This is a genomic window from Arthrobacter sp. Ha26 (assembly GCF_059091705.1).
This window is the reverse complement of sequence record NZ_JBNHGX010000005.1, coordinates 213,012-235,332: the sequence shown is the minus strand read 5'-3', so window position 1 is coordinate 235,332 and position 22,321 is coordinate 213,012. Positions and strand designations below refer to the sequence as shown.

At 64.5% G+C, this 22,321-nt stretch carries 22 protein-coding genes and 3 tRNA genes; 14 read left to right on the top strand and 11 right to left on the bottom strand.

The features are described 5' to 3' along the window. Window positions 1-40: 40 nt before the first annotated feature. The 3 genes from AC5RVY_RS13770 (at window position 41) to AC5RVY_RS13760 (ending at window position 3,369) form a co-directional block, all read left to right on the top strand. Window positions 41-1,414, top strand: coding sequence for a NosD domain-containing protein (locus tag AC5RVY_RS13770; protein ID WP_493955267.1), 1,374 nt, complete (start codon window positions 41-43; stop codon window positions 1,412-1,414). A 118-nt stretch (window positions 1,415-1,532) separates the two neighbouring features. Then, a complete protein-coding gene (locus AC5RVY_RS13765) occupies window positions 1,533-2,660 on the top strand; it encodes an L-talarate/galactarate dehydratase (protein ID WP_493955266.1) in 1,128 nt (375 codons plus the stop codon). A 10-nt stretch (window positions 2,661-2,670) separates the two neighbouring features. After that, on the top strand, window positions 2,671-3,369 hold the full coding sequence (locus AC5RVY_RS13760) for a FadR/GntR family transcriptional regulator (RefSeq protein ID WP_493955265.1): 699 nt from the start codon (window positions 2,671-2,673) through the stop codon (window positions 3,367-3,369). 78 nt (window positions 3,370-3,447) lie between these two features. On the opposite strand, the gene AC5RVY_RS13755 is transcribed toward AC5RVY_RS13760, so the two are convergent. After that, window positions 3,448-3,530 (bottom strand) — tRNA-Leu (locus tag AC5RVY_RS13755). A 364-nt stretch (window positions 3,531-3,894) separates the two neighbouring features. Between AC5RVY_RS13755 and AC5RVY_RS13750 the strand changes: the two genes are divergently transcribed. From AC5RVY_RS13750 to pknB, 7 genes are read left to right on the top strand one after another with little or no spacing between them, the layout of a single operon-like run. After that, window positions 3,895-4,638 (top strand): FHA domain-containing protein, encoded by a 744-nt coding sequence (locus tag AC5RVY_RS13750; RefSeq protein WP_493955264.1) that lies wholly within the window; start codon window positions 3,895-3,897, stop codon window positions 4,636-4,638. Then, entirely contained in the window at window positions 4,635-5,117 is a 483-nt protein-coding gene (locus tag AC5RVY_RS13745; protein WP_493955263.1) for an FHA domain-containing protein FhaB/FipA, read from the top strand. Before AC5RVY_RS13750 ends, AC5RVY_RS13745 begins: the two co-directional genes overlap by 4 nt. A gap of 2 nt (window positions 5,118-5,119) precedes the next feature. Next, the gene (locus AC5RVY_RS13740; RefSeq protein ID WP_493955262.1) at window positions 5,120-6,943 is read left to right on the top strand and encodes a PP2C family protein-serine/threonine phosphatase; all 1,824 of its coding nucleotides are present in this window, start codon (window positions 5,120-5,122) and stop codon (window positions 6,941-6,943) included. Next, the gene (locus AC5RVY_RS13735; RefSeq protein ID WP_493955261.1) at window positions 6,940-8,328 is read left to right on the top strand and encodes an FtsW/RodA/SpoVE family cell cycle protein; all 1,389 of its coding nucleotides are present in this window, start codon (window positions 6,940-6,942) and stop codon (window positions 8,326-8,328) included. Before AC5RVY_RS13740 ends, AC5RVY_RS13735 begins: the two co-directional genes overlap by 4 nt. Continuing rightward, window positions 8,325-9,785: a peptidoglycan D,D-transpeptidase FtsI family protein gene (locus AC5RVY_RS13730; RefSeq protein ID WP_493955260.1), complete on the top strand. Its 1,461-nt coding sequence runs from the start codon at window positions 8,325-8,327 to the stop codon at window positions 9,783-9,785. Before AC5RVY_RS13735 ends, AC5RVY_RS13730 begins: the two co-directional genes overlap by 4 nt. Next, window positions 9,782-11,500: a serine/threonine-protein kinase gene (locus AC5RVY_RS13725; RefSeq protein WP_493955259.1), complete on the top strand. Its 1,719-nt coding sequence runs from the start codon at window positions 9,782-9,784 to the stop codon at window positions 11,498-11,500. The genes AC5RVY_RS13730 and AC5RVY_RS13725 overlap by 4 nt, the downstream gene beginning before the upstream one ends. Before the next feature lie 15 nt (window positions 11,501-11,515). Continuing rightward, window positions 11,516-13,462, top strand: a complete 1,947-nt coding sequence (pknB, locus tag AC5RVY_RS13720) for a Stk1 family PASTA domain-containing Ser/Thr kinase (RefSeq protein ID WP_493955258.1) — start codon at window positions 11,516-11,518, stop codon at window positions 13,460-13,462. Between the two features lie 19 nt (window positions 13,463-13,481). On the opposite strand, the gene AC5RVY_RS13715 is transcribed toward pknB, so the two are convergent. From AC5RVY_RS13715 to AC5RVY_RS13705, 3 genes are read right to left on the bottom strand one after another with little or no spacing between them, the layout of a single operon-like run. Further along, on the bottom strand, window positions 13,482-14,123 hold the full coding sequence (locus tag AC5RVY_RS13715) for an aminodeoxychorismate/anthranilate synthase component II (protein WP_493955257.1): 642 nt from the start codon (window positions 14,121-14,123) through the stop codon (window positions 13,482-13,484). Further along, window positions 14,120-14,290 (bottom strand): hypothetical protein, encoded by a 171-nt coding sequence (locus tag AC5RVY_RS13710; RefSeq protein ID WP_493955256.1) that lies wholly within the window; start codon window positions 14,288-14,290, stop codon window positions 14,120-14,122. Before AC5RVY_RS13710 ends, AC5RVY_RS13715 begins: the two co-directional genes overlap by 4 nt. A gap of 2 nt (window positions 14,291-14,292) precedes the next feature. Continuing rightward, complete coding sequence (locus AC5RVY_RS13705) at window positions 14,293-15,075, bottom strand: class E sortase (RefSeq protein ID WP_493955255.1); 783 nt, start codon at window positions 15,073-15,075, stop codon at window positions 14,293-14,295. Window positions 15,076-15,249: 174 nt separating this feature from the next. Between AC5RVY_RS13705 and AC5RVY_RS13700 the strand changes: the two genes are divergently transcribed. Then, a complete protein-coding gene (locus AC5RVY_RS13700; protein ID WP_493955254.1) occupies window positions 15,250-15,501 on the top strand; it encodes a cell division protein CrgA in 252 nt (83 codons plus the stop codon). Window positions 15,502-15,513: 12 nt separating this feature from the next. Beyond that, complete coding sequence (locus AC5RVY_RS13695; protein ID WP_493955253.1) at window positions 15,514-16,125, top strand: DNA-3-methyladenine glycosylase I; 612 nt, start codon at window positions 15,514-15,516, stop codon at window positions 16,123-16,125. 183 nt (window positions 16,126-16,308) lie between these two features. On the opposite strand, the gene AC5RVY_RS13690 is transcribed toward AC5RVY_RS13695, so the two are convergent. The 3 genes from AC5RVY_RS13690 to AC5RVY_RS13680 form a co-directional block, all read right to left on the bottom strand. Next, entirely contained in the window at window positions 16,309-16,776 is a 468-nt protein-coding gene (locus AC5RVY_RS13690; protein WP_493955252.1) for a carboxymuconolactone decarboxylase family protein, read from the bottom strand. A 591-nt stretch (window positions 16,777-17,367) separates the two neighbouring features. Next, window positions 17,368-18,246, bottom strand: coding sequence for a rhomboid family intramembrane serine protease (locus tag AC5RVY_RS13685; protein ID WP_493955251.1), 879 nt, complete (start codon window positions 18,244-18,246; stop codon window positions 17,368-17,370). Window positions 18,247-18,255: 9 nt separating this feature from the next. Continuing rightward, window positions 18,256-18,801 carry a peptidylprolyl isomerase gene (locus tag AC5RVY_RS13680; RefSeq protein ID WP_493955250.1) on the bottom strand — a complete coding sequence of 182 codons (546 nt, stop codon included), beginning with the start codon at window positions 18,799-18,801 and terminating at the stop codon, window positions 18,256-18,258. Between the two features lie 153 nt (window positions 18,802-18,954). On the opposite strand from AC5RVY_RS13680, the gene AC5RVY_RS13675 reads away from it, so the two are divergent. Together AC5RVY_RS13675 and AC5RVY_RS13670 are read left to right on the top strand one after the other, a co-directional pair. Continuing rightward, on the top strand, window positions 18,955-19,869 hold the full coding sequence (locus AC5RVY_RS13675; protein ID WP_493955249.1) for a hypothetical protein: 915 nt from the start codon (window positions 18,955-18,957) through the stop codon (window positions 19,867-19,869). Between the two features lie 124 nt (window positions 19,870-19,993). Beyond that, window positions 19,994-20,869 (top strand): glycosyltransferase family 2 protein, encoded by an 876-nt coding sequence (locus tag AC5RVY_RS13670; RefSeq protein ID WP_493955248.1) that lies wholly within the window; start codon window positions 19,994-19,996, stop codon window positions 20,867-20,869. An 18-nt stretch (window positions 20,870-20,887) separates the two neighbouring features. Here AC5RVY_RS13670 and AC5RVY_RS13665 read toward each other — a convergent pair whose 3' ends face one another. The 4 genes from AC5RVY_RS13665 to AC5RVY_RS13650 form a co-directional block, all read right to left on the bottom strand. Continuing rightward, window positions 20,888-21,841 carry a DMT family transporter gene (locus tag AC5RVY_RS13665; protein ID WP_493955247.1) on the bottom strand — a complete coding sequence of 318 codons (954 nt, stop codon included), beginning with the start codon at window positions 21,839-21,841 and terminating at the stop codon, window positions 20,888-20,890. A gap of 68 nt (window positions 21,842-21,909) precedes the next feature. Next, window positions 21,910-21,985: transfer RNA gene (locus AC5RVY_RS13660), tRNA-Ala, on the bottom strand. Window positions 21,986-22,057: 72 nt separating this feature from the next. Further along, window positions 22,058-22,222, bottom strand: coding sequence for a DLW-39 family protein (locus tag AC5RVY_RS13655; RefSeq protein WP_493955246.1), 165 nt, complete (start codon window positions 22,220-22,222; stop codon window positions 22,058-22,060). 20 nt (window positions 22,223-22,242) lie between these two features. After that, window positions 22,243-22,316, bottom strand: a tRNA-Ile gene (locus AC5RVY_RS13650). Between the last annotated feature and the right edge of the window lie 5 nt (window positions 22,317-22,321).

Sequence of the window (22,321 nt, the reverse complement as noted above, 5' to 3'; positions counted from 1 at the left end):
CAGGAGTCTGGGAAAGCACAACACAAAGGGAAGAACCCCCATGTCAAGCAACAACTACTACGACGTGACCACGTGGCCTGTCGGCAATCCGTCGAAGGACGTCGGCGAAGTCATCAACAGCATCATCGCTGACATCAAGGACCGGCAAACGGCCAGCGATGTGAACAACGGAGGAAAGCCGGGCGCGGTGATCAACATCCCGCCCGGGGACTACCACCTTCGGACGCAGGTGCTGATCGACGTCAGCTTCCTTCGGATCCAGGGCTCAGGGCACGGCTTTACGTCCTCGAGCATCCGGTTCAATGTTCCCGAAGACGAATGGCCCGATCTGCACGAGCTGTGGCCCGGAGGCAGCCGCATCATCGTCGACCTTCCCCTTGATGCAGATGAGGAGGAATCCAAGGGAGCCGCTTTCTATATTGAGCGAAGCGGGAGCCCGCGGATCAGCTCGGTCGAGTTCTCCAACTTTTGCATCGACGGGCTGCACTTCACCCCGGATGGCTCGGGGCAGCATCCCGAGAACACGTACGTCAACGGCAAGACCGGGATCTATGTGGCGAACGCCAACGACTCATTCCGCGTCACCGGCATGGGGTTCGTCTACCTTGAGAACGCCCTGACTATCTATAACGCGGACGCGCTGTCCGTTCACGACAACTTCATCGCTGAATGCGGAAGCTGTATCGAGCTGCGCGGGTGGGGCCAGGCATCAAAGATCACCGACAACCTGGTGGGAGCAGGTCCTAAGGGCCACTCGATCTACGCCCAGAACCATGGCGGACTCCTGATCACCGCAAACAACGTCTTCCCCCGTGGTTCGAGCAGCGTCCATCTCGAAGGCGTGACCCGTTCAAGTGTTACCAACAACCGTTTGCATTCGTTCTACCCGGGGATGCTGATCCTTGCCGCGAACAGTTCGGAAAACCTCGTAGCCACGAATCACTTCCTGCGGGACCACGAGCCTTGGACGCCTTTCCTGGGCGTCGACAACGGACTGGACGACCTGAACGGGCTTCTCCGTGTCAACGGCAGCAACAACTCTGTCATCGGCAACCACTTCTCCCTGATCATCGACGCACAAAGCATCAGGCCGACCGGCGCCACGCCTGTCATCATCCGGCTAAGGGAGGGGGCCGGCAACTTCGTCTCCAACAACCACGTGGTGGCGATGGATGTTCAAGCCACGTCAAGCGACTCCTGCTTCGACGCCCAGGTGGACGCCCTGTTGGCTACCGGAGCTTCGGACGGGCTCGCCGTTACCGCCGTTAGGGTCGATTCTGAATCAGCCAGGAACACGATCCTTGATTCCGGAAGCGACGCCCAGGTGATTGCGGACAGGACTGTTAACGCCTTCAGGGCCACGCCCACGATCGGCTTCCAGGGCACTGGAGTAACCCACAACCAACTGACGTAAAGGAGACAGCACGATCCGACCCTGTAGAAGTGGCGCCGCATACTTGTAATACAAGTAGGCGACTTGTATCCTATGGGGGCGGGCGAAGGAGCCCGGCGCCCGCCCCAAAGGAGAACCAATGAGCACCGTCGATCTGATCCGGCACGTCAAACTGTCCACCGCCCGCCTGCCCCTGAGCGTCCCCATCAGCGACGCCAAAGTCTTCACTGGCCGGCAGAAGCCCATGACCGAGGTGGTCTTCCTCTTTGCCGAGATCACCACCGAACTGGGGCACACCGGCGTCGGCTTCAGCTACTCCAAGCGCGCCGGGGGCCCAGCACAGTACGCCCACGCCAAGGAAGTGGCCGAGGGCATCATCGGCGAAGACCCCAACGACATCGCCAAGATCTACACCAAGCTGCTCTGGGCCGGGGCCTCGGTGGGCCGGTCCGGTGTCGCCACCCAGGCGCTGGCCGCCATCGACATTGCCCTGTACGACCTCAAAGCCAAGCGGGCAGGCCTGTCACTGGCTAAATTCCTGGGCTCCTACCGCGACTCCGTCCAGACCTACAACACCTCCGGTGGCTTCCTCAACGCCAGTCTCGAGGAGGTTAAGGCACGCGCCACCCAGTCCATCGAAGAGGGCATCGGCGGCATCAAGATCAAGGTGGGCCTCCCGGACAGCAAAGAGGACCTTCGCCGCGTGGCCGGTATCCGTGAACACATCGGCTGGGACGTCCCGCTGATGGTCGATGCCAACCAGCAGTGGGACCGGGCCACCGCCCTGCGGATGGGCCGCCAGCTCGAAGAATTCAACCTCATCTGGATCGAAGAACCACTGGACGCCTACGACTTCGAAGGCCACGCGCACCTGGCGAACGTCCTGGACACTCCCATCGCCACGGGTGAAATGCTCGCCTCCGTGGCCGAACACAAGGGCCTCATCAACGCCAACGGCTGCGACATCATCCAGCCCGACGCACCCCGCGTGGGCGGCATCACCCAGTTCCTCCGCCTCGCCGCCCTCGCCGACGAGCGCGGCCTCGGCCTGGCCCCGCACTTCGCCATGGAAATCCACCTCCACCTGGCCGCCGCCTACCCGCGTGAGCCGTGGGTGGAGCACTTCGACTGGCTCGACCCGCTGTTCAATGAACGGCTCGAAACCAAAAACGGCCGCATGATCGTCCCGGACCGCCCCGGCCTCGGCGTTACGCTCAGCGACCAGGCCCGTGCGTGGACCACCGAGTCCGTGGAGTTCGGCGCGTAACCTTAAGGCCATGAGCCGGAACCTCACCGCGGACCTCGCCGCCGACCTTCGCACCCGCATCGTGGACGGCGTCATCCAGCCAGGCGAGAAGCTCCCCAGCGAAAATACCCTCATCAGCGATTTCGGTGTCAGCCGGACAGTGGTCCGCGCAGCGCTGACCCGCCTCCAGGCCGAGGGACTCGTCGAAACCGAACGGGGGCGCGGCAGCTTCGCCCTCACCCCGCCGTCGGACGGGCCCCAGGCAGCACCCGGGGCCCGTCCCGTGGCCAGCATGGAGGACCGGCTCCACCTGCTGGAGTTCCGCATGGGCGTGGAGTCCGAGGCTGCTGCGCTGGCCGCCCGGAACCATACGGAGCGGCAGCTGCGCGCCGTTACTTCGGCACTCGAGGAGTTCACAGCCAGCGCAGGCCACCCGGCACATGCCATGAAGTCCGATTTCGAGTTCCACCGCGCCGTGGCCGCCGCCTCCGGCAACCCCTACTACTCAGACTGCCTGGCTGCCCTCGGCCAAACGATGATCGCGATGCCGCGCACCCGGCTGATGACCGGCGTCGAGCATTACGCCCGGGACCACTTCGACCAGGTGGTGCAGGAGCACCGCTCCATCTCGGACGCCATCGCGGATGGTGACGAGGCTGCCGCAGCGGCCGCCATGCGCAGCCACCTGGCCAACTCACGACGACGGTTCAAGGCTTCCGCGCGCCCGTAACCCCGCACGCCCCGGCCCTTCCCCTGCAGAGGTTAAACAGAAGAGCCCCGGTCATAAGACCGGGGCTCTTCATTTGCGTGCGCGAGGGGGGATTTGAACCCCCACACCCTTTCGGATACTGGCACCTGAAGCCAGCGCGTCTGCCGTTCCGCCACTCGCGCGCAACTTCCTCCACTGAATCCCGGCCGGTTTCCCCGATCCGCAACCCTGTAAAAGCAGCGAGATCAAGCATAACGGACATTGCCGGGAAAACACCAATTGGGCCCGGGAGCCACTCCCTGGCGGAGGGAGGAACGGAGTAAACGGGGGCCGCCGAACAGCGGGCACCACTAGCGGAGACGGCAAGGAACTGAACTTTTGGCGGCGCCCGGCCGTTGTGGATTAAGGTCATTCACAGGCCTGCCCAGTAGTATCGGATGTAGGAGTGGCTGCTGCACGCAGGCGCACCGTAGGCCTGCGAACAGCACTGCAAGTGAACTGACGGAACAACAACTGCCCCGCAGCCGGGGGGAAAGGAGAAGCACCATGGGTCTGCTGGACAAAGTCGAGCGCGGCATCGAAAAGGCCGTCCGGGGCGTCTTCTCCACCGGCTCGCGGGCCCAAGTGGAACCCGTGGAGATCGCCAGCCGGCTCCGGCGCGAGGTGGACCACAAGTCCCTCACCGTTGCCGCCGGCCGTACATTGGTACCCAACGTTTTTGATGTCCAGCTCAGCGATGATGACTTCAGGCGCGCCCAGGAGTGGGGCACAGCCCTGGCCGAAGAACTCTGCGACGTCGTTATCAATCACGTCCGCAGCCAGGGCTACATCCTGCAGGGGCCCGTACGCATTTCCTTCCGGCGCGAGACCGAACTCAAGCCCGGCGACTTCGAGATCGTTTCCACTACGGAGAAGTCCCAGGGCGGCGGCGCTGCGCCCCCGGCCCGCCCCAACGTGCCCGCCGCGCCCAGCCGGCAACCCGTCCGGCTGCAGCCCGTGCTGGACATTGACGGCCAGCGGTACTCACTGAACGCGCCGTCGATCGTGCTGGGCAGGTCCTCCGATGCCGATATCCACGTCGAGGACACCGGGGTCTCACGCCGCCACCTCGAAATCCGGACCAGTAACGGCGTCACCAGTGCTGTGGACATGGGCTCCACCAACGGCAGCTATGTCAACGGACACAAGGTCACCGGCAGCACCGAACTTACCGACGGCTCCACCATCACGATGGGACGGACAAAGATTATCTTCCGCCTGCTTCCCGCCAGCCCGGGTGGCTCCGCATGAGCGAACTGACCATCACCGCCCTGCGGTTCGGCTTCCTGCTGCTGCTGTGGGTGCTCATCTTCAGCATCGTCTCGGCCATGCGCCGCGACCTCATGGTGGGCCGCAAAGCAGCCGCCGGCGCCCCCACCGCCCGCCAGGTCCGCAGGAATCCTGAACTGGCCGACGCCCCGCCGCAGCCGGTCAAGCAGCAAGCCCGGCAGCTGGTGGTGGTTGAGGGCCCGCTCAAGGGAACAACCCTGCCGCTGGCCGCAAGCCCCATCCTCCTGGGCCGGGCCCAGGAGGCCACCCTGGTCCTGGAGGACGACTACGCGTCCGGCCGCCACGCCAGGCTTTTTCCCCAGGGCAGCCGCTGGTTCATTGAAGACCTCGGCTCCACCAACGGCACCTATCTGGGCGATCAGCAGCTGACCCGTGCCCTGCCCGTTGAGCCTGGCGTCCCCGTGAGAATCGGCAAGACGGTCATCGAATTGAGGCCATAGGCGTGGCCGAACCGCAAAACCCCGCAACCGACCCCAAGCCGGTGGAGCGGCCGCTCATCATGCGCTTCGCCGCGCGTTCCGACGTCGGCAAAATCCGTTCCAAGAACGACGACTCAGCCTACGCAGGGCGGCACCTGGCCGTCGTGGCGGATGGCATGGGCGGCCACGCCGGCGGCGATGTTGCTTCCGCGGCCACCGTGCTGGACATGATCCACCTGGACCACGGTGACTACGACGGCGACGCCGGCACCACGCTGGCTGACGAGATCCAGACGGCGAACTCCCTGCTGTCCGAACTGGTGCATATCAACCCCAAGCTCGCCGGAATGGGCACCACCGTCACCGCACTCCTCCTCGCAGAAGGGAAGCTGCACTTCGCCCACATTGGCGACTCGCGCGCCTACCGGCTGCGGGACGGCAAGTTTGAACAGGTCAGCGTTGACCATACGTTTGTGCAGCGGCTCATCGACGAAGGACGGCTGCGCCCGGAAGAGGCCGAAACCCATCCGCACAAGAACGTCCTGATGCGCGTCCTGGGTGACGTGGACGCCAGCCCCGAACTGGACCTGGACACCCTGGAAGTGAAGCCGGGCGAACGCTGGCTGCTCTGCTCCGACGGGCTCAACTACGTGGCTGGCCACGCCGTTGAACGTACTGTGCGCGAGACCAAGGATCTGCGCGAGTGCGCGGAAATCCTGGTGGACCTCACCCTTGATGCCGGTTCCCCGGACAACGTCACCGTGGTGATGGTGGACATCGTTGAGGAAACGCCCGACGACGTCAGCACAGCCGCCGTCGACGTCATCCCTGCTCCGGGGGTCACCAAAGCCCCTTCCGCAGCGGGCAGCGCAGGTCCCGTCGCAGCGAAGGCACCTGAGCCGGCCGACCCCAACAAGTCCACCGCGGATGCAACGCCACCCGCAGCGCCTGCCGCCGCCTCACCGAAAGATGCGGGTGCCGGCAACATCCCGGCCACGCCGGCGTCAGGCAAAAACGGCCCGCCCGCCGGCCCTGAAGCAGATTCCCCTCAGCCAGGTCCACCTGAGTCAGGGACATCCGAGCAGCCACCCACTGATGCAGGTTCGACGGACCCCCACCTTGGCGAACACCTGACCGCCGAAGTGCTGAGGGAAGAACTCGCCTCCCGTCCGCACGAACTTGTGGGAGCTGCCGCCTCAGCCGCGGAGACCGGGTCCATCCCCACCATTGCCGGCCGCACCGTGGCACGGCGTGCTGCCACCCTCCTCACGCACAAGGCTGAACCGCAGGGCGTCGAGGCAGAAGACACCCTGGTTCCACTGAAGCCACGCCGTTGGGTGACCTGGTCCATCGCAGCAGCCGTTCTGGTGGTGCTGACGGCGGGCCTTTGGCTGGGCTATGCGTGGACCCAGACCCGCTACTACGTTGGCGAATACGATTCCCGCGTCGCCATCTACAACGGCGTTTCCCAGCGGCTCGGGCCGATCCAGCTTTCCACCCTTGAGGCGGTCACCGAAATCCGGATGGACTCGCTTCCCCCGTTCTCACAGCAGCGGGTCCGCCAAACCGTCCCTGCCCAGGACCTCTACGACGCCCAGCGCATCGTGAAGAACCTGGAGCTCACAGGCACTACGTCGCCTGAAGAAGGGTGCCCCACCACATCGGCATCCCCTGCCGCCTCCACGCCCCCGGCCAGCGCTCCGCCCTCGACCACTGCGCCCGCCCCGGAGTCGTCTGCGCCGGAGCCGTCTGCCACTCCCGCTGTGTCAGCCAGCGGAGCGGCACCGTCGGCCCCAGCACCCTCCCCCACACCGAGTCCCACGATCAGCTGCGAGGTGGGCCAATGAGCCAGCTCAGTACCGCACCCAAGCCACGACGGAATGTGGAACTGGCCTTGCTGCTGCTTGCCCTCGCGGTGGGCATCGGTGCCAACATGCTGGTTGGCGTGGACCAGGAGAAGGCTTTTGATTCGGATTTCTGGTTCCAGTCCAGCCTCCTGGCCGTGGCCGCCTTGGTGTTCCACGGCGTACTCCGCTTCCGCGCCAAATATGCGGATCCGGTAATACTTCCCCTGGTAGTGGCCTTGAACGGACTTGGCCTGGCCATGATCCACCGCTTGGACGCGCCCGGCGACGACACCGGCAACAACCAGCTTCGGTGGACCCTGATCGCCATGGCTGTGGCCATCGCCGTGATCTGGTTCCTCAAGGACCACCGCATCCTGCGCCGGTTCACGTTCATCTCGCTTGCCGCCAGCGCCGTACTGCTGTTGCTACCGCTGATCCCGGGGATCAGTGCCGGGGAGATTCTCGGCGCGCGCGTGTGGATCCGGCTCGGCCCCATGACCTTCCAACCCGGCGAAGTCGCCAAAATTACCCTCGCAATATTCTTCGCCGGGTATCTATCGTCCAACCGGGACCTGATCCTGCTTGCAGGCCGGAAGATCGGGCCCCTGCAGTTCCCCCGCTTCAAGGACATGGGTCCCATGATCACCGCCTGGCTGGTCAGCATCGGTGTCCTCATCTTCCAGCGCGACCTGGGTTCCTCGGTCCTGTTCTTCGGCCTCTTCATCGTGATGATTTATGTGGCCACCAGCCGCATCAGCTGGGTTGTGATCGGACTGGCCCTCATCCTCGGTGGCGGGTTTGTAGCGGCCCAGGTGTTCTCCCACGTCCAGCAGCGCGTGTACGGATGGCTCAATGCCTTTTCTCCCGAGGTTTACGAAAACGGCAGCCGGCAGGTGATCCAGGGCCTGTTCGGCATGGCCAACGGCGGCCTCGTGGGAACAGGCCTGGGCCAAGGCCGTCCTGATCTGGTGCCCTTTGCCAACAGCGACATGATCATCGCCTCCCTCGGCGAGGAGCTGGGCGTGATCGGACTGTTCGCGATCGTCCTGATGTACCTACTGCTTTTCACCCGCGGCTTCCGGGCTGCCCTCGGCACGCGGGACGCCTTCGGAAAGCTGCTGGCGTGCGGCCTGTCCTTCGCCGTCGCCCTGCAGTGCTTCGTGGTGATCGGCGGCGTCACACGGCTCATTCCTTTGACCGGCCTCACCACCCCGTTCCTGGCCGCCGGCGGATCATCGCTGCTGGCCAACTGGATCATCGTGGGCCTGCTCCTGATGATTTCCCATACCGCCCGCGGACCGGTGGATACCAGGCCGCTTCCGGCGGCAGAGGAAGCGGATTCCCTGGGCATTGATACTCCTACCGAAGCGGTGAAGCACCCGTGAACCAGGCAATACGGCATTCATGGGTAGCGGCAGTTGCCATGTTTGCGCTGCTCTTTGGAGCCATCAGCTTCGTCCAGGTGGTTGGTGCCGACGATCTCAAAGCCAACCCGCTGAACCAGCGCGCCATCCTGCAGAACTACTGCAATGACCGCGGCGCCATCATTGTGGGCGGCAGCCCGGTGGCGGAATCCGTGGTGAGCGGCTCGGAAACGTGCAAGTTCCAGCGCACGTACCCGCAACCTGAACTTTATGCGGGCATCACCGGGTACTTCTCGCAGAACTATGGCGCCACCGGCCTGGAACAGGCCTTGGGCCAGCAGTTGGCAGGCAATTCGGACCAGTTGTTCCTGGACCGGGTGGGCCAGCTGTTCCTGGGCAACCAGCCCAAGGGCGCCTCGGTTGAGCTCACTATCGACCCCGAAATCCAGAAGCTCGCCTACGACCTGATCCCGGACGGCCAGCGCGGCTCGATTGTGGTGACCAATCCGAAGACCGGGGCCATCCTGGCCATGGTGTCCAAGCCGTCCTACAACCCGAACCTGGTGGCCACGCAGGATCTAGACCAGGAATCGGCCAACATCAACGAACTCGTCAAGGTTCCCGGCATCAACCTGAACTCCAACGTCAGCGGACCCACCGGCGAACTGCTCGCCCCGGGTTCGGTCTACAAACTGGTGGACACTGCCGCGGCCCTTGCTTCCGGCAAGTACAACAAGGACAGCGAGCTCCCCAACCCGGCGGAAATGCCCTTTGACGGGATCCAGTACAAGCTTCCCAACTACGCCGGCGGCAACTGCTACACACGGAACACAGCGGACTTCGCCTTCGCCCTCCAGCAGTCCTGCAACACCCCGTTCGCCAGCATCGCCCTGGACCTGGGGCGTGACGCGATCGCGGCCCAGGCCAAGAAGTTCGGTTTCGGCGAGGACATGGGCGACCAGCTGAAGCTTGGCTACGCCCGGGGCAACGGCTTCCCCGACGACCTCGACGCTCCGGGACTGGCCCAGTCCGCCATCGGGCAGCGGGACGTCCGCGCCACTCCCCTGCAGATAGCCATGATGACGGCGGCGATCGCCAATGACGGGGTGCAGATGCGGCCCACCCTGGTCAAGGCCCTGCGGTCCCCGGACCTGCGGGTCATCGAGGAACCGAAGCCGGAGCAGCTGCGCACTTCCACCACTCCGGAGATCGCGAACCAGATCACCGAATGGATGACCAGCGCAGTCAGCCAGGGCATCGCCAACAGGGCAGCAGTCCCGGGAGTCCAGGTGGCCGGCAAGACGGGAACCGCCGAGTTGGGCAACGGCGTCAACAACTCCTGGTTCACCGGATTCGCCCCCGCAAACAACCCGCAGGTGGGTGTCACGATCGTCATGGAAGGCGTGGACATCACCACCGGCGCACAGCTAACCAGTCCGAACGCGAAGAAGATTTTTGAGGCGGTGTTGAATAAGTGAGGCCTACAACCGGAATCACCCTCGGCGGCAGATTCCAGCTGACCACGCGGATCGCGATCGGCGGCATGGGTGAAGTCTGGAAAGCCAAAGACCTTGTCCTGGGCCGCATCGTCGCCATCAAGGTACTGAAGGAGGAATACACCGGTGACCCCGGCTTCCTCCAGCGCTTCCGTGCAGAGGCCCGCCACACCGCCCTGCTCAACCACGTGGGCATCGCCAACGTCTTTGACTACGGCGAGGAAGAGGGCTCCGCCTACCTGGTGATGGAACTCGTTCCCGGCCAGCCGCTGAGCAGCATCATCGAGCACGAGCAGGTGCTGTCCCCGGACCGCACGCTGTCCATCATCGCCCAGACCGCCCGCGCGCTTTCCGTTGCCCACGCCCAGGGCCTGGTGCACCGCGACATCAAACCCGGCAACCTCCTGATCACCCCGGACGGTCGTGTGAAGGTCACCGACTTCGGCATCGCCCGCCTTGCCGACCAGGTTCCGCTCACCCAGACCGGCCAGGTAATGGGAACGGCCCAGTACTTGGCACCTGAGCAGGCCACCGGGCAGACGGCCACCGGATCCTCAGACATCTATTCGCTGGGCGTCATCGGCTACGAATGCCTCACGGGGCACCGGCCGTTCTCCGGCGAGTCCCAGATCGCCATCGCCCTGGCCCAGGTTAACGACGCTCCGCCGCCGCTGCCCGAGACGCTGCCCGTACCCGTGCGTGCCCTCCTGATGTCCATGCTCGCGAAGGACCCCAAGAACCGCCCGGCCAACGCCATCAAGCTTGCCGAGGCGGCGGAAGCCCTGCGCAACGGGGACATCAGTGCCGCCCGGGCGGCCGTCCCGGGCATGCTCCTTTTTGATGCGGACACCGGTCCCATCACCGCCCCTGTGGACACCGCCACCGCCCCCACGGGCGTGATTGGCGCCCAGCGGGACTCATCCCCCGCTGCCACTTCAGCGTTGCCTGTACTGGGTGCCGGCGCTGCCGGAGCCGCGGCAGGGATGGCTGCCGGTGCAGCCGCCTCCTCTGCAGCGGACGAAGACCGGCAGGGAACGCTTGCGCGCGCCAACGCCCTGGCTGCGGAGCGCAATTGGACTCCGGACGAATCAACGTACGACGACGAGCCCGCCGATGAGCCCCAGCGCAAGGGCCGCAGTCCCTGGACCTGGCCCCTGATCGCCCTGATCCTGCTGCTCCTGTTTGCCCTGGTGGGGTTCCTCGTCAGCCAGCTGGGGCTCTTCTCGCCCTCCGGCAATCCGTCCTCCAGCGCCACGGTCTCCAGCGCTCCAGCCACCTCGGCGAGCCCCACCCGGACCACGGCGTCGGCCACACCCACGCAGACGCGCGCCACGCCCACCCCCACTCCTACGCCGGAAACCGTGAACGTCATCCCGGAGGCCTACCTTGGGAAGGACTACCGGACGGTCCAGTCGCAGCTCTCGGCATTGAACCTGGATGTCACCGTCCAGCCGCAGACGGATGCGAATTCGGCGCCGAACACGGTCATCGCCCTGTCGCGGTCGGGGCGGGTGGAAGTGGGTTCCCCCATCACCATTACGTATGCGGTGGCGCCGCCTGCGCCTCCCACCACGGCCTCTTCCACTCCCACTGCTGCCCCCTCCACTCCGTCCGCGGCAGGACCCACGGCCCTGTCGTCCCTCCCGGCTTGCGGCAATGACCAACTGCCCGACCTTCCTCCCACCTGCCAGCCGTAGCCGCCAGGACAGCCAGTGAACGAGTCAGCGCGCACACCGTTGCACCGGGAGGACAACCTTCCGGTGGATAACCAGCGTGTCCTGAGTGGACGCTACGAAGTGGGCGGCCTCATCGGCCGCGGCGGAATGGCTGATGTCTACCGGGGCATGGATACCCGGCTGGGCCGGACCGTTGCCATCAAGCTGCTGCGGCCGGATATGGCCCGCGATCCACAGTTCCAGGCGCGCTTCAAACGCGAGGCGCAGGCCGTGGCCGCCTTGAACCATCCATCGATCGTGGCGATCTACGATACGGGCGAGCACCTCGTCCATGACGGCTCGGACGACAACGTCCGCGTGCCCTACATCGTGATGGAATACGTCGAAGGCAAGACCATCCGGGACCTGATCAGGGCCAACGAGGTCAGCATCGGCCAGGCGATCGATTACTGCCTCGGTGTCCTGGGCGCCTTGGAGTACAGCCACAAAGCCGGAATTGTTCACCGGGACATCAAGCCTGCCAACGTGATGTACTGCGAGGGAACAGACTCCGTGAAGGTGATGGACTTCGGCATCGCCCGGGCCATCGCCGATTCCTCCGCCACCATGACCCAGACGCAGGCAGTGGTGGGCACCGCGCAGTATCTCTCTCCCGAGCAGGCCCGCGGCGAAACAGTAGATGCCAGGAGCGACCTCTACTCCGCCGCCTGCCTCCTTTATGAAATGCTGACATCGCGTCCGCCGTTCGTCGGTGACAGCCCGGTGTCCGTGGCCTACCAGCACGTGCGCGAGATTCCGGCCCCTGCCAGCAGCCTGAACCCGGACATAAGTCCTGCGCTGGACACCGTCCTGGCGAAGGCACTGCAGAAAAACCGCAACGACAGGTTCCAGGATGCCGCCGCCTTCCAGCGTGCCCTGCGGGCTGCCAGGGCCGGCATTCCGGTCGCCGCCATGCCGGCCTCTGAAGCGCCCACGGACCCCAATGACCACGTCCCGACGCCCTCAACCGCGCCTGCCACCGAAGCTTTCGCTGCTGCGGGTGCAGGCTTCCTCGACGATGCCCCCACCGGCCGCCTGGCTGCCATGGGCGCCATGGCGGACGACGGCGGCCGCGTTGCTTCCGCCGCTTACGAACCGTCCGCGCGGGATGACTTGCCCCTCGGCTTCCCTCCGGAACGTGAGCGGAGTGCCCGGCAGAAGTCCCGCCGTCGTGCCTGGATAAGCACCTTGGTGATCTTCACCCTCCTGGTGCTCGCCGGAGGCGGGCTGTGGGTGTACAACACGGTCAACCGTCCGGCGCCGCCGCCGCCGAAAGTACAGATCCCGGCCGTGGCTGCCATGACCGAGTCCACGGCGCTGCAGGAGCTCTATGGAGCGGACCTCAAGCCGAAGATCGTGCGCCTGCAGAACGACACCGTGCCCAAAGGCACGGCCATCGGAACGGACCCGGCTTCCGGCGCCTCCATGGATCCCGGGTCCGAGGTGATCCTGAACATTTCCGAGGGCCCCAGCGCCGTGAAGGTTCCAGACAGCCTGCCCGGCAAGACCGAGGCCGCGGCCAGGGATATCCTGCGCCAAAGCGGACTCGTCGGGGCGCCCTCCACCACCACGGCCAACAGCGCGAGCGTCCCGGCGGGCATTGTGATCACCACCAGTCCTGCCCCCGGGCAGCTGGTGGGCGTCGGCAGCACGGTGGAACTTGTGGTGTCCACGGGCAAAGTAACGGTTCCCGAGCTGCGGGCGCGCACGCGGGAGGAAGCTGAGGCAGCGCTGAAGGAGCTGAGCCTGGTACCGGTTGTCATCGAGGCGGAGAACGCCCAGGTGGAAGCCGGCCGGGTGACCGACCAGAGCGAGCCGGTCAACGCCGTCGTGGAGCAGGGCAAGAGCGTCACCATCGTGGTAGCCAAGGCACCGCCTCCGCCGCCATCACCCACGCCAACGCCTACGCCCACTCCGTCGCCGACGTCCACCAAGAAGGGCTAGCTGCCGGCCGGTGCCGGTGTCAGTGCTGGATGAGCGGGCTTAGCTTTGCGGCGCGGGCTGCCGCGCCCTTCATGCCCAGGGACTCCAGCCAGTTCCCCAGCATCTGGTAGCCGCCCTCCGTCAGCACGGATTCAGGGTGGAACTGCACTCCGCACAAGGGTGCTGTGCGGTGCTGGAGGCCCATCACCACTCCGGAGGCGGTTTCCGCGGTGACTTCGAGGACGTCCGGGAGGGTGTCCCGGACGGCGGCCAGGGAGTGGTAGCGGGTGGCGGTCACGGGGGAGGGGAGTCCGGAAAAGACACTCGTCCCGATGTGTTCCACCAGGGACGTTTTGCCGTGCATCAGTTCCGGGGCGTGGGTCACCTTGCCGCCGAACGCTTCCGCCAGCGCCTGGTGTCCCAGGCACACGCCGAACATGGGCACGCTGTTCTCTCCGCACCACCTGATCAGTTCGATGCAGACGCCGGCCTCGGCCGGGTTGCCGGGGCCCGGTGAAATCAGGACGCCGTCGCGTGTGCCTGCGAGTTCGACGGCCTCGGCGAGGGTGACGTCGTCATTGCGGACCACGGTGGTTTCGGCACCGAGTTCCTGGAGGTAGCCCACCAGGGTGTAGACGAAGCTGTCGTAGTTATCCACCACGAGGATCTTGGTTGTGGTCATGGCTGGCTTGCAGAACCAATCGTTGAGTCGGTGAATTGGGTGTACTGGGACATCCACGGGAAAAGGAACTGAACCATCAATACCAGTGCGACGGCGATCAGCACCAGCGAGGTGGCGATCCGCAGCCAGAGCGGCCCGGGCAGATGGCGGAAGATCCAGCCGTACATACTCAGCCCTTTCCAGTCGCGGCTGCCACCTGCGCGGCAATGTCGGCCGGCGGACCGGCTGATGCGGGGCGCCAGCTGTCCAGCAGGGCGTAGGCGATGATGCGTTCTTCGGCGCCGAAGCGGGGATTGCAGCTGGTCATGGTGAGGAAGCTTTCCGTGGGGGTGGCGCCCGGTTGGGTGGGCACCGGTTCCAGGACGTCGGTGCGGGACGGCATCACGATCTGGTTGTTGCGGAAGACATAGACGTAAAAGCCGTCCTTGGTCTGGACGTAGATCTTGTCCCCAGGCACCAGAGTGTGGATATTGTCCAGGACCGCACCGTGCGTCTGGCGGTGGCCGGCAACAGCGAAGTTCCCCACCGCTCCGGGCATGGCCGTGTTGCTGTAGTGTCCCAGGCCCAGCGTGCCCAGCACATCCTGGCTGGTGCCCTGGACGATGGGTCGGGTGTAGTTCGGACCGAACCGCGGAATGTACATGATGCCGATGGTGCCTGCGTGGCCGGGCGCGGCGCCAACCACCGGCGGGCCAAAATCTTCAGGAGCCGCCGGAGCGGGGGCGCCGGTGGCGGCGGGCGCGGCGCCGAGATCGTGGGCGAACTCCTTGATCACTTCGCTCTGCTTGGCGTCCGATTCGACGTTTGTCCACCACAGCTGCCAGGCGACAAAGAGCAGCAGGATGACGCCCGCGGTGATGAGCAGCTCACCCAGCACCTGGATGGTTCCGCGCAGAAATACGACGCCGGCACGCGGCGCAGCGGCGGGCCTCGCCTTCTCCTGCAGTACCACGCGTTCTCCTCGGGGCGGTTGCGGCGGGCACTGGTGCCCCATGAACTACGACTAGAATTGGCTGCTAGTAAGAATCCAGATTTGACCAAGATCGCGCAGACCGCTGGCAACTTCCTTCTTGCAGGATATCAAGCCCGGAACGCCGAGCTTGCCTCAGTCCGCCAAGGAGAACCAGTGCCCGAGTCAAAGCCCCGCAAGAAGACTGCCAGCACCGCAGGGCAGGCTTCACCCCAGACGTACAAGCCCAACCCGGTTTGGTTTAAGCCGGTGATGTTCGGCCTGATGATCATCGGCCTCCTCTGGATCATTACCTTCTACATCAGCGAAGGCCGCCTGCCTGTTGCGGCGTGGGAATCATGGAACATCGTGGCCGGCTTCGGCATCGCCATCGTTGGTTTCCTGATGACCACCCGGTGGCGTTCATAGTTCCTGGCGGTCATGGCTCCTGATACCGGCGTGGTGGTGGGCGGGGACGGACTCGCCCGGCCACTGTGGGCATCCGTTGATCCGCTCCTGCGCGAGTACTACGACACTGAATGGGGCCTGCCGGTCACTGACGAGCAGGGCCTCTATGAGCGCATCTGCCTCGAGGGCTTCCAGGCAGGGCTCTCCTGGGCAACCATCCTCCGCAAGCGTCCCGCTTTCCGGGCGGCGTTCGTCGACTTCAACCCCGATGCCGTGGCGCTGTTTACCGAGGCCCACGTGGACCGCCTGATGCAGGACCCCGGCATCGTACGGAACCGGCTCAAAATCCGCTCCGCCATCACCAACGCCCAGGCTACCCTCGCTTTGCGGCAGGACGGGGGCCTGGTGGACTTCGTCTGGCAGTTCAAGCCCGTGGAAACACCCCGCCCGGCATTGCACTCCGATATCCCCACGCAGTCTCCGGAATCGATAGCCCTGTCCAAGGCGCTGCGGAAAAGGGGATTCTCCTTCGTCGGGCCAACCACCATGTTCGCGCTCATGGAAGCCATCGGAATGGTGGACACCCACCTTTTGGACAGCCACCGGCGCGGATCCTCGGGAATCTGGCCGTCCTCCACCACGTAGCTTTACGGTTTTCCCCAACTGTTGGGAAGGTTATCCACAGTGTGGATAACCTTCCACGGACGGCCCGCGTGACTGGCGATGCAGGCCCTGCGGCCCCTAAGGGGTTAATCCGGCGACTCGGAGGCGGTTATTAACAGTGTGGACGACCTGTGGATAACCAGCCGGATAAGCGCAGTAAGCTTCCTACCTGTCCTTGCTCACCGGGTGGTGGCTGGTGATGGATACCCGGTTGAATGCGTTCATCGCAATGACCAACCAGCTCACCGCCGAGAACTCGTCCTCGGAGAGATGCTCCCGGGCATAGGCCTCCTCGTGCCCTTGAACGCTGTGGCCCGGCAGTTCCGTGATGCTCTCGGCTAATGCGAGGGCGGCCCGCTCCCGCTCCGTAAAAAGCGCGGTCTCACGCCAGGCGGAGAGAACGGCGAGCCGCTGCACCGTTTCGCCCGCCTCCAGGGCTTCCCTGACGTGCAGATCAAGGCAATAGGCACATCCGTTGAGTTGCGAGACGCGTACGCGGATGAGTTCTACCGTCTTTTCGTCCAGCCCGGCTGCCTCCGCAGCTTCCCGCACTTTGAGTCCGAGGCCGTTGAGCGCCCTCCACAGGGCGGGATGCTGCTTGTCGAGGTAGATGTGCTGTGTGGTGGCGCTCAAGGGATTCTCCTGATGGAACACATGTAGGAAGGAACTGGCGGGCGAACCGCCCCCAAGGTGGAGCCGGAGACTGCCGCTGCCCCCAGCTTTGCACACCCGTGCCGCTGATCTTTTCCACTTACCAACATTGGGATACCCACAAGTTATCCACAGCTGTGGAAATGGTGGAGGAAATCCTGGCATGGTCGGCTTGCAGGCACCGGAGTCCGGGCAAGTTTCCCGAAGGAACTACACGGTTGTCAGTTATTAACACTGTGCAAAAGCCTGTTGAAAGCGCTTAGCCAACTGCTCTTCCATCGTTCCCTCCGGCCGCTATGCCAGGAGTTTTCCACAAAGGGCCGCTTTTTTGCTGCTTTGTCCACTTAAGCACAGGGCTATCCCCAAGACTTATCCACAGTTGTGGATTCATCGCAGCGATATGAGGTGGAACTCGCGCCAGCTGGCCGGAAACGCTGTTTTCCGGGAAGAACTACAGGCATGTAAGTTACCAACAATGTGGATAACTGCTGTGGAAAAGAAAATGGCCCCGACATCCAGACGGATGTCGGGGCCATTCATTATGGGGTGTTAAAGCGGGCTGCGTTCCCTGGCTTACAGGGAGATCCGTAGCCAGCTGGCGGCAACCAGCAGGCCGAGGACCGCAACCAGTCCTGCTGCCTGGACCAGGCCTTGCCTGCGTCCGCGGGGGGTGTACGCCAGGACCGCCGCACACAGCGCACCGGTCACGAGCCCGCCGAGGTGCGCTTGCCAGGCAATTTGGGGGATCAGGAAGCCGATCACGCCGTTAATGGCAATCAGCACCCAGAGCTGCCGGGTGTCCCCGCCGCGTTGCCGCTGCACCAGCAGCATTGCGCCGAAAAGCCCGAAGATGGCACCGGAAGCGCCTACCACGCCCACGAGCCCTTGCCCGGGCACCAGCACGGGGTTCAGGAGCAGATAGCCCACCGAGCCGCCGATGGCGGAGATGAGGTACAGCGCCAGGAAGCGGATCCGGCCGAGGAGCGGCTCGAGTGCCTGGCCGAAGATCCACAACGTGTACATGTTAAGGACGATGTGCAGGACCGAATCCGGCGAGTGCAGGAAAGCTGCAGTCAGCATCCGCCAGGGTTCGAACGCCCCGTACTGGGGGGTGGCAAAGATGTTGTTGTAGGCGAACTGCTCGTACACCGCCTGCCCCGGGATCAGCCACTGCAGTGCATACACCACCACGCACACGGCGATGATGCCGAGCGTCACCACCGGCTTGCCCGACGCTACGGCACCGCCGTAGACGGTCCGTACCTCCGGCGTCGAGCGCCGTGTTTCATTGACGCAGTCAACGCATTGGAATCCGACGGCGGCCGCCCGCTGGCAGTCCGGGCACGCGGGGCGCCCGCACCGCTGGCAGCGCACATAGGATGGCCGGTCCGGGTGCCGGGGGCAGACCGGAACCTGCGCGGACGGCTCAGCCGACGGAATTCCGTAACTCATGGGTGAGGATTACAGCTGTTCGATGTCGATGCTGTTGATGGTGACATCCTCCACGGGGCGGTCACCCATGCCGGTGCGGACACCCTCGATCGCGTCAACGACCTTCTTGGATTCCTCGTCAGCCACTTCACCGAAGATGCTGTGCTTGCCCTGCAGCCAGTCGGTGGGGATGGTGGTGATGAAGAACTGTGACCCGTTGGTGCCCTTGCCCATCCGGATGCCGGCGTTGGCCATGGCCAGCTTGTACGGCTGGTTGAAGCTCAGCTCCGGGTGGATTTCGTCGTCGAACTGGTAACCCGTTCCGCCCACTCCGCGGCCCAGGGGATCGCCGGCCTGGATCATGAAGTCCTTGATGATCCGGTGGAAGATGGTGCCGTTGTACAGCGGCGTGCCGGTCTTTTCCTCACCCGTCTCCGGGTGGGTCCAGGTCTGCTCGCCCGTGGCGAGGCCAATGAAGTTCTTGACCGTCTTGGGCGCATGGTTGCCGAAGAGGTTCACGACGATGTCGCCGAGGCTGGTGTGGATGGTTGCTTTTGCAGTTGCGATGGCAGTCATAGCGCCATTCTTTCACGGCGGCCTGGGGTGGGGCGGGCTGCGGGGACAGTTCCGCGCTGGGTGAAATCCACCTAAAATCCGGGGAGAGAATAGCCGGTGAACACCAAGCCACGTAGGCTAACCACAGACCGTCACATTAATCGGGAGGTAGTTGTGAAGAAGTCGGACCGTATTGCCCGTGACCTTGAACTGTCAGTCACGAGCGCCGTTGAGAATGCCCGGGATTGGGCAACCCCCCGTGTGGAAGCAGCCGTGGATTGGGCCGTGCCCCGTCTCCAGCACAGCCTGGATACCGCGTCTCCCAAGATCCAGGAAGGCCTGAAGACCGCGGCCCACAACCTGGCTGACGGCGTTGCGACAGTGACGCCCCGAATCCAGGACAGCCTCGCTAGCCTGGCTCCGAAGATCAACGAGGCTGTGGAGGGCGCATCACCGAAACTGCATGACGCCTTGGACAAGGCCACGCCCGTCATCCTCAATGCACGCGACCGGGTGGTAGTTGACTACCTGCCCCGCCTGTCGGACCAGATCGGAGTGGCATCCGAGGCCGTGCACCGCACGCTCGAGAACACTCCGGCACATGTGGATGCCGTGGCCCAGAAGCTGGGCGACGTGGGAATCATCCACGCCCTCCAGGAGCAGGCCCAGGCCACCGGCGCACAGCTGAAGGCAGCGGCAACCGAGGCCGGCCGTACGGCTGCCATCCAGTTGGCTGAGCCTGAGAAGCCCAAGAAGCGCGGCTGGCTGGTGTTTGGTGTTATCGCCGCGGCGGTTGCCGCAGGCGTGGCGGCCTGGAAGGCGTCAAAGCCGGTCGAGGATCCCTGGAAGACGCCGTCTCCGGTCACGTCCACGCCCGCACCGGTTCCGGCAACCACGGTGAACGACGTTCCCGAGGCCACGGTTGGAGCGGTCGGGGAAACGGCGGATGATTCCGCGGACAAGGCCAAGCATGTGGCCGAGGACGTCACCGGTGCAAACGCCCCGACTGCCATCGACGCCAAAACCGCCACTCAGAACATTGCCTCCAACATCGGCAACGGGGCTGGCAAGGACACCACCCAGTCCTAGCATTAGCCTTTGTTGAGAGGGGCTCCGCCGCAGTGGCACGTTCACTGCGGCGGGGCCCCTTATTCATCGCCCTCCGCCGACGCGCTCCCGGGGCGGGCAGCTGATCGGTGCTAGATTTGGACTGATGTCAGCCGACCAATCCCCTGAGGATGCCTTGAACGACGCCGCACACCAGCCCCGCGTATCCCTTGTCATCCCGGCTTACAACGAGGAGAGCGTAATCCGGCAGTGCCTCATCGCTGCCATCTACCAGTCTGTGCCGGCCCACGAAATCATCGTGGTGGACAATCTCTCCAAGGACCGGACAGCTGACATCGTCCGCCAGATGCAGCTGGAGTATCCGGAAAGCCCCATCATCCTGCTGAGCCAGGATCAGGAACAGGGCCTCATTCCCACCCGCAACTTCGGCCTGGATAACGCCACCGGCGACATCCTGGGCCGCATCGATGCGGATTCCGTGGTGGAGCCGGATTGGGTGGAGCAGGTCCAGCGGGCCTTCGACGACCCCTCGGTCCAGGCCGCAACCGGCCCGGTGGTCTACTACGACATGCCCATGCGCCGCTTCGGCCTCAAAGCGGATGACAAGATGCGCCAGCTTATGCTGAAGCTGGCCAAGCACCAATACCATTTCCTGTTCGGCTCCAATATGGCCCTGCGTGCCACTGCCTGGGAGATCATCCGCTCCGAGACCTGCAGGGACGAGAAGGACGAGATGCATGAGGATATCGATCTGTCCCTGCATCTGGCAGACCACGACCTGAAGATCAACTACTGCCCCCAGATGGTGTCCGGCATGTCCGCCCGGCGTCTGGAGGATTCTCCGCGGGACTACCGGTACTACGTCACCCGGTTTGACCGCACCTACAAGGCCCACAACGTCAAGAAGATGGCGCTCAAGGCACCGATGGTGGTCTTTTTCTCGGTGTATTTCCCGGCCAAGCTCCTGCGGGCAATCCACACCGTGAATACCGCGCAGCCGGTCCGCCGCGGCGGCCAATAGTTTTCGGCCTGCCAGGGATCAGTCGGTCCCGAGTTCCGCCAGCGGACGGTCTGGGGGTCCTTCCTGTTCCCGTGCGCCTGCTGCGGGTCCCCGCTTTCCAGCCCTTCCGGACTTTTGGCCAAGCACGACGACGGCGAGTCCCGCCATGATCAGTCCCAGTCCGGAGTAGGTACCGGCAGGAAGCGTCTCGTGAAGGAACAGGGCGGCCAAGAGGGCCGCACCGGGAATTTCCAGGAGGATGATCATGGATACCAGCAGCGGGCTCATTGTGGCCAGCAGGTGGTTGAACGCGGTATGGCCCACCAGTTGGGCGCACACAGTGATCGCCGCGATGCCCAGCCAGCCGCCGGCCTCGAAGCCCGCCAGCGGCTGGCCGCCCAGTAATGCAAGAAGGGCCACGAGGGCAGCGCACATGCCGTAGCAGAGCGTGGTGTAAGTTCCGGTGGTCATGCTCTGCCGGGCCTTGCCGCCTGCCAGGGTGTAGAGCCCGGCCAGGGCTCCGCCTGCCACTGCCAGCAGGTCTCCCAGGAGGGCGTCCGGGGATGACCCCATGTCGAAGCCGGTAATCGCCAAGACGCCGCCGAAGGCAACTCCCAGCCCGGCCAGTACCGGCCAGCGGTGACGGGTTCCGGTGAACAGCTGGAAGACGGCGATCCACGCAGACTGGAGGCATACCAGCGCCGTAGCGGCGGCAACTGACGTTAGCTGAAGCGACGTGATGAAGCAGGCGAAGTGCAGGGCCAGGGCGACGGCGGCCAGCAGCGACCAGCGGAACTCGCGCCGGGTCACCCTGCCGAACTTCGACGGTTCGCGGATGAGCGTGGGGGTGGCCATCACGGCCGCACCGATGGCGTTCCGCCAGAAGGCTATTGCCAGTGCGCTGACGCTGGTGGCCCCGAGCGTGGCAGCTATCAAGGGCCCCGAGGAGGCAACCCCCAGCACGCCAAGGGCTGCGATAAGGAACGTCACCATCCACCCCTCATTCTCGCTGGAAAAGCAAAAGTCCCGGCCAGCGTTTCCGCTGAACCGGGACTTTCCTATGGTGGAGGCACGGGGACTCGAACCCCGAACCCCCTGCTTGCAAAGCAGGTGCGCTACCAATTGCGCCATGCCCCCATAAGAAGCAACCCGTCCATCATACCCTAGAACCTTGGGGCTGCTGACCAGCTCCAGGACCGGGCATCCGGCCTAGTCAACCGAGTCGGTCGACTTGCTCCAGACTGTTTTTCGGGCTTCGGATTCCTGTGCTTTCCGGTAGACCAGGACGCCTGCGATGGCAGCTGCCAGTACCAGCAACTTCTTCACATGCTCCCCGTTCCGGTCCGGCCGCATTGCTGCGTACCAAACCTCCACTTGAACCTGCACAGGTTCCGTGGGCGTACCAGGACTTGAACCTGGGACCTCTTCGTTATCAGCGAAGCGCTCTAACCGCCTGAGCTATACGCCCCGATA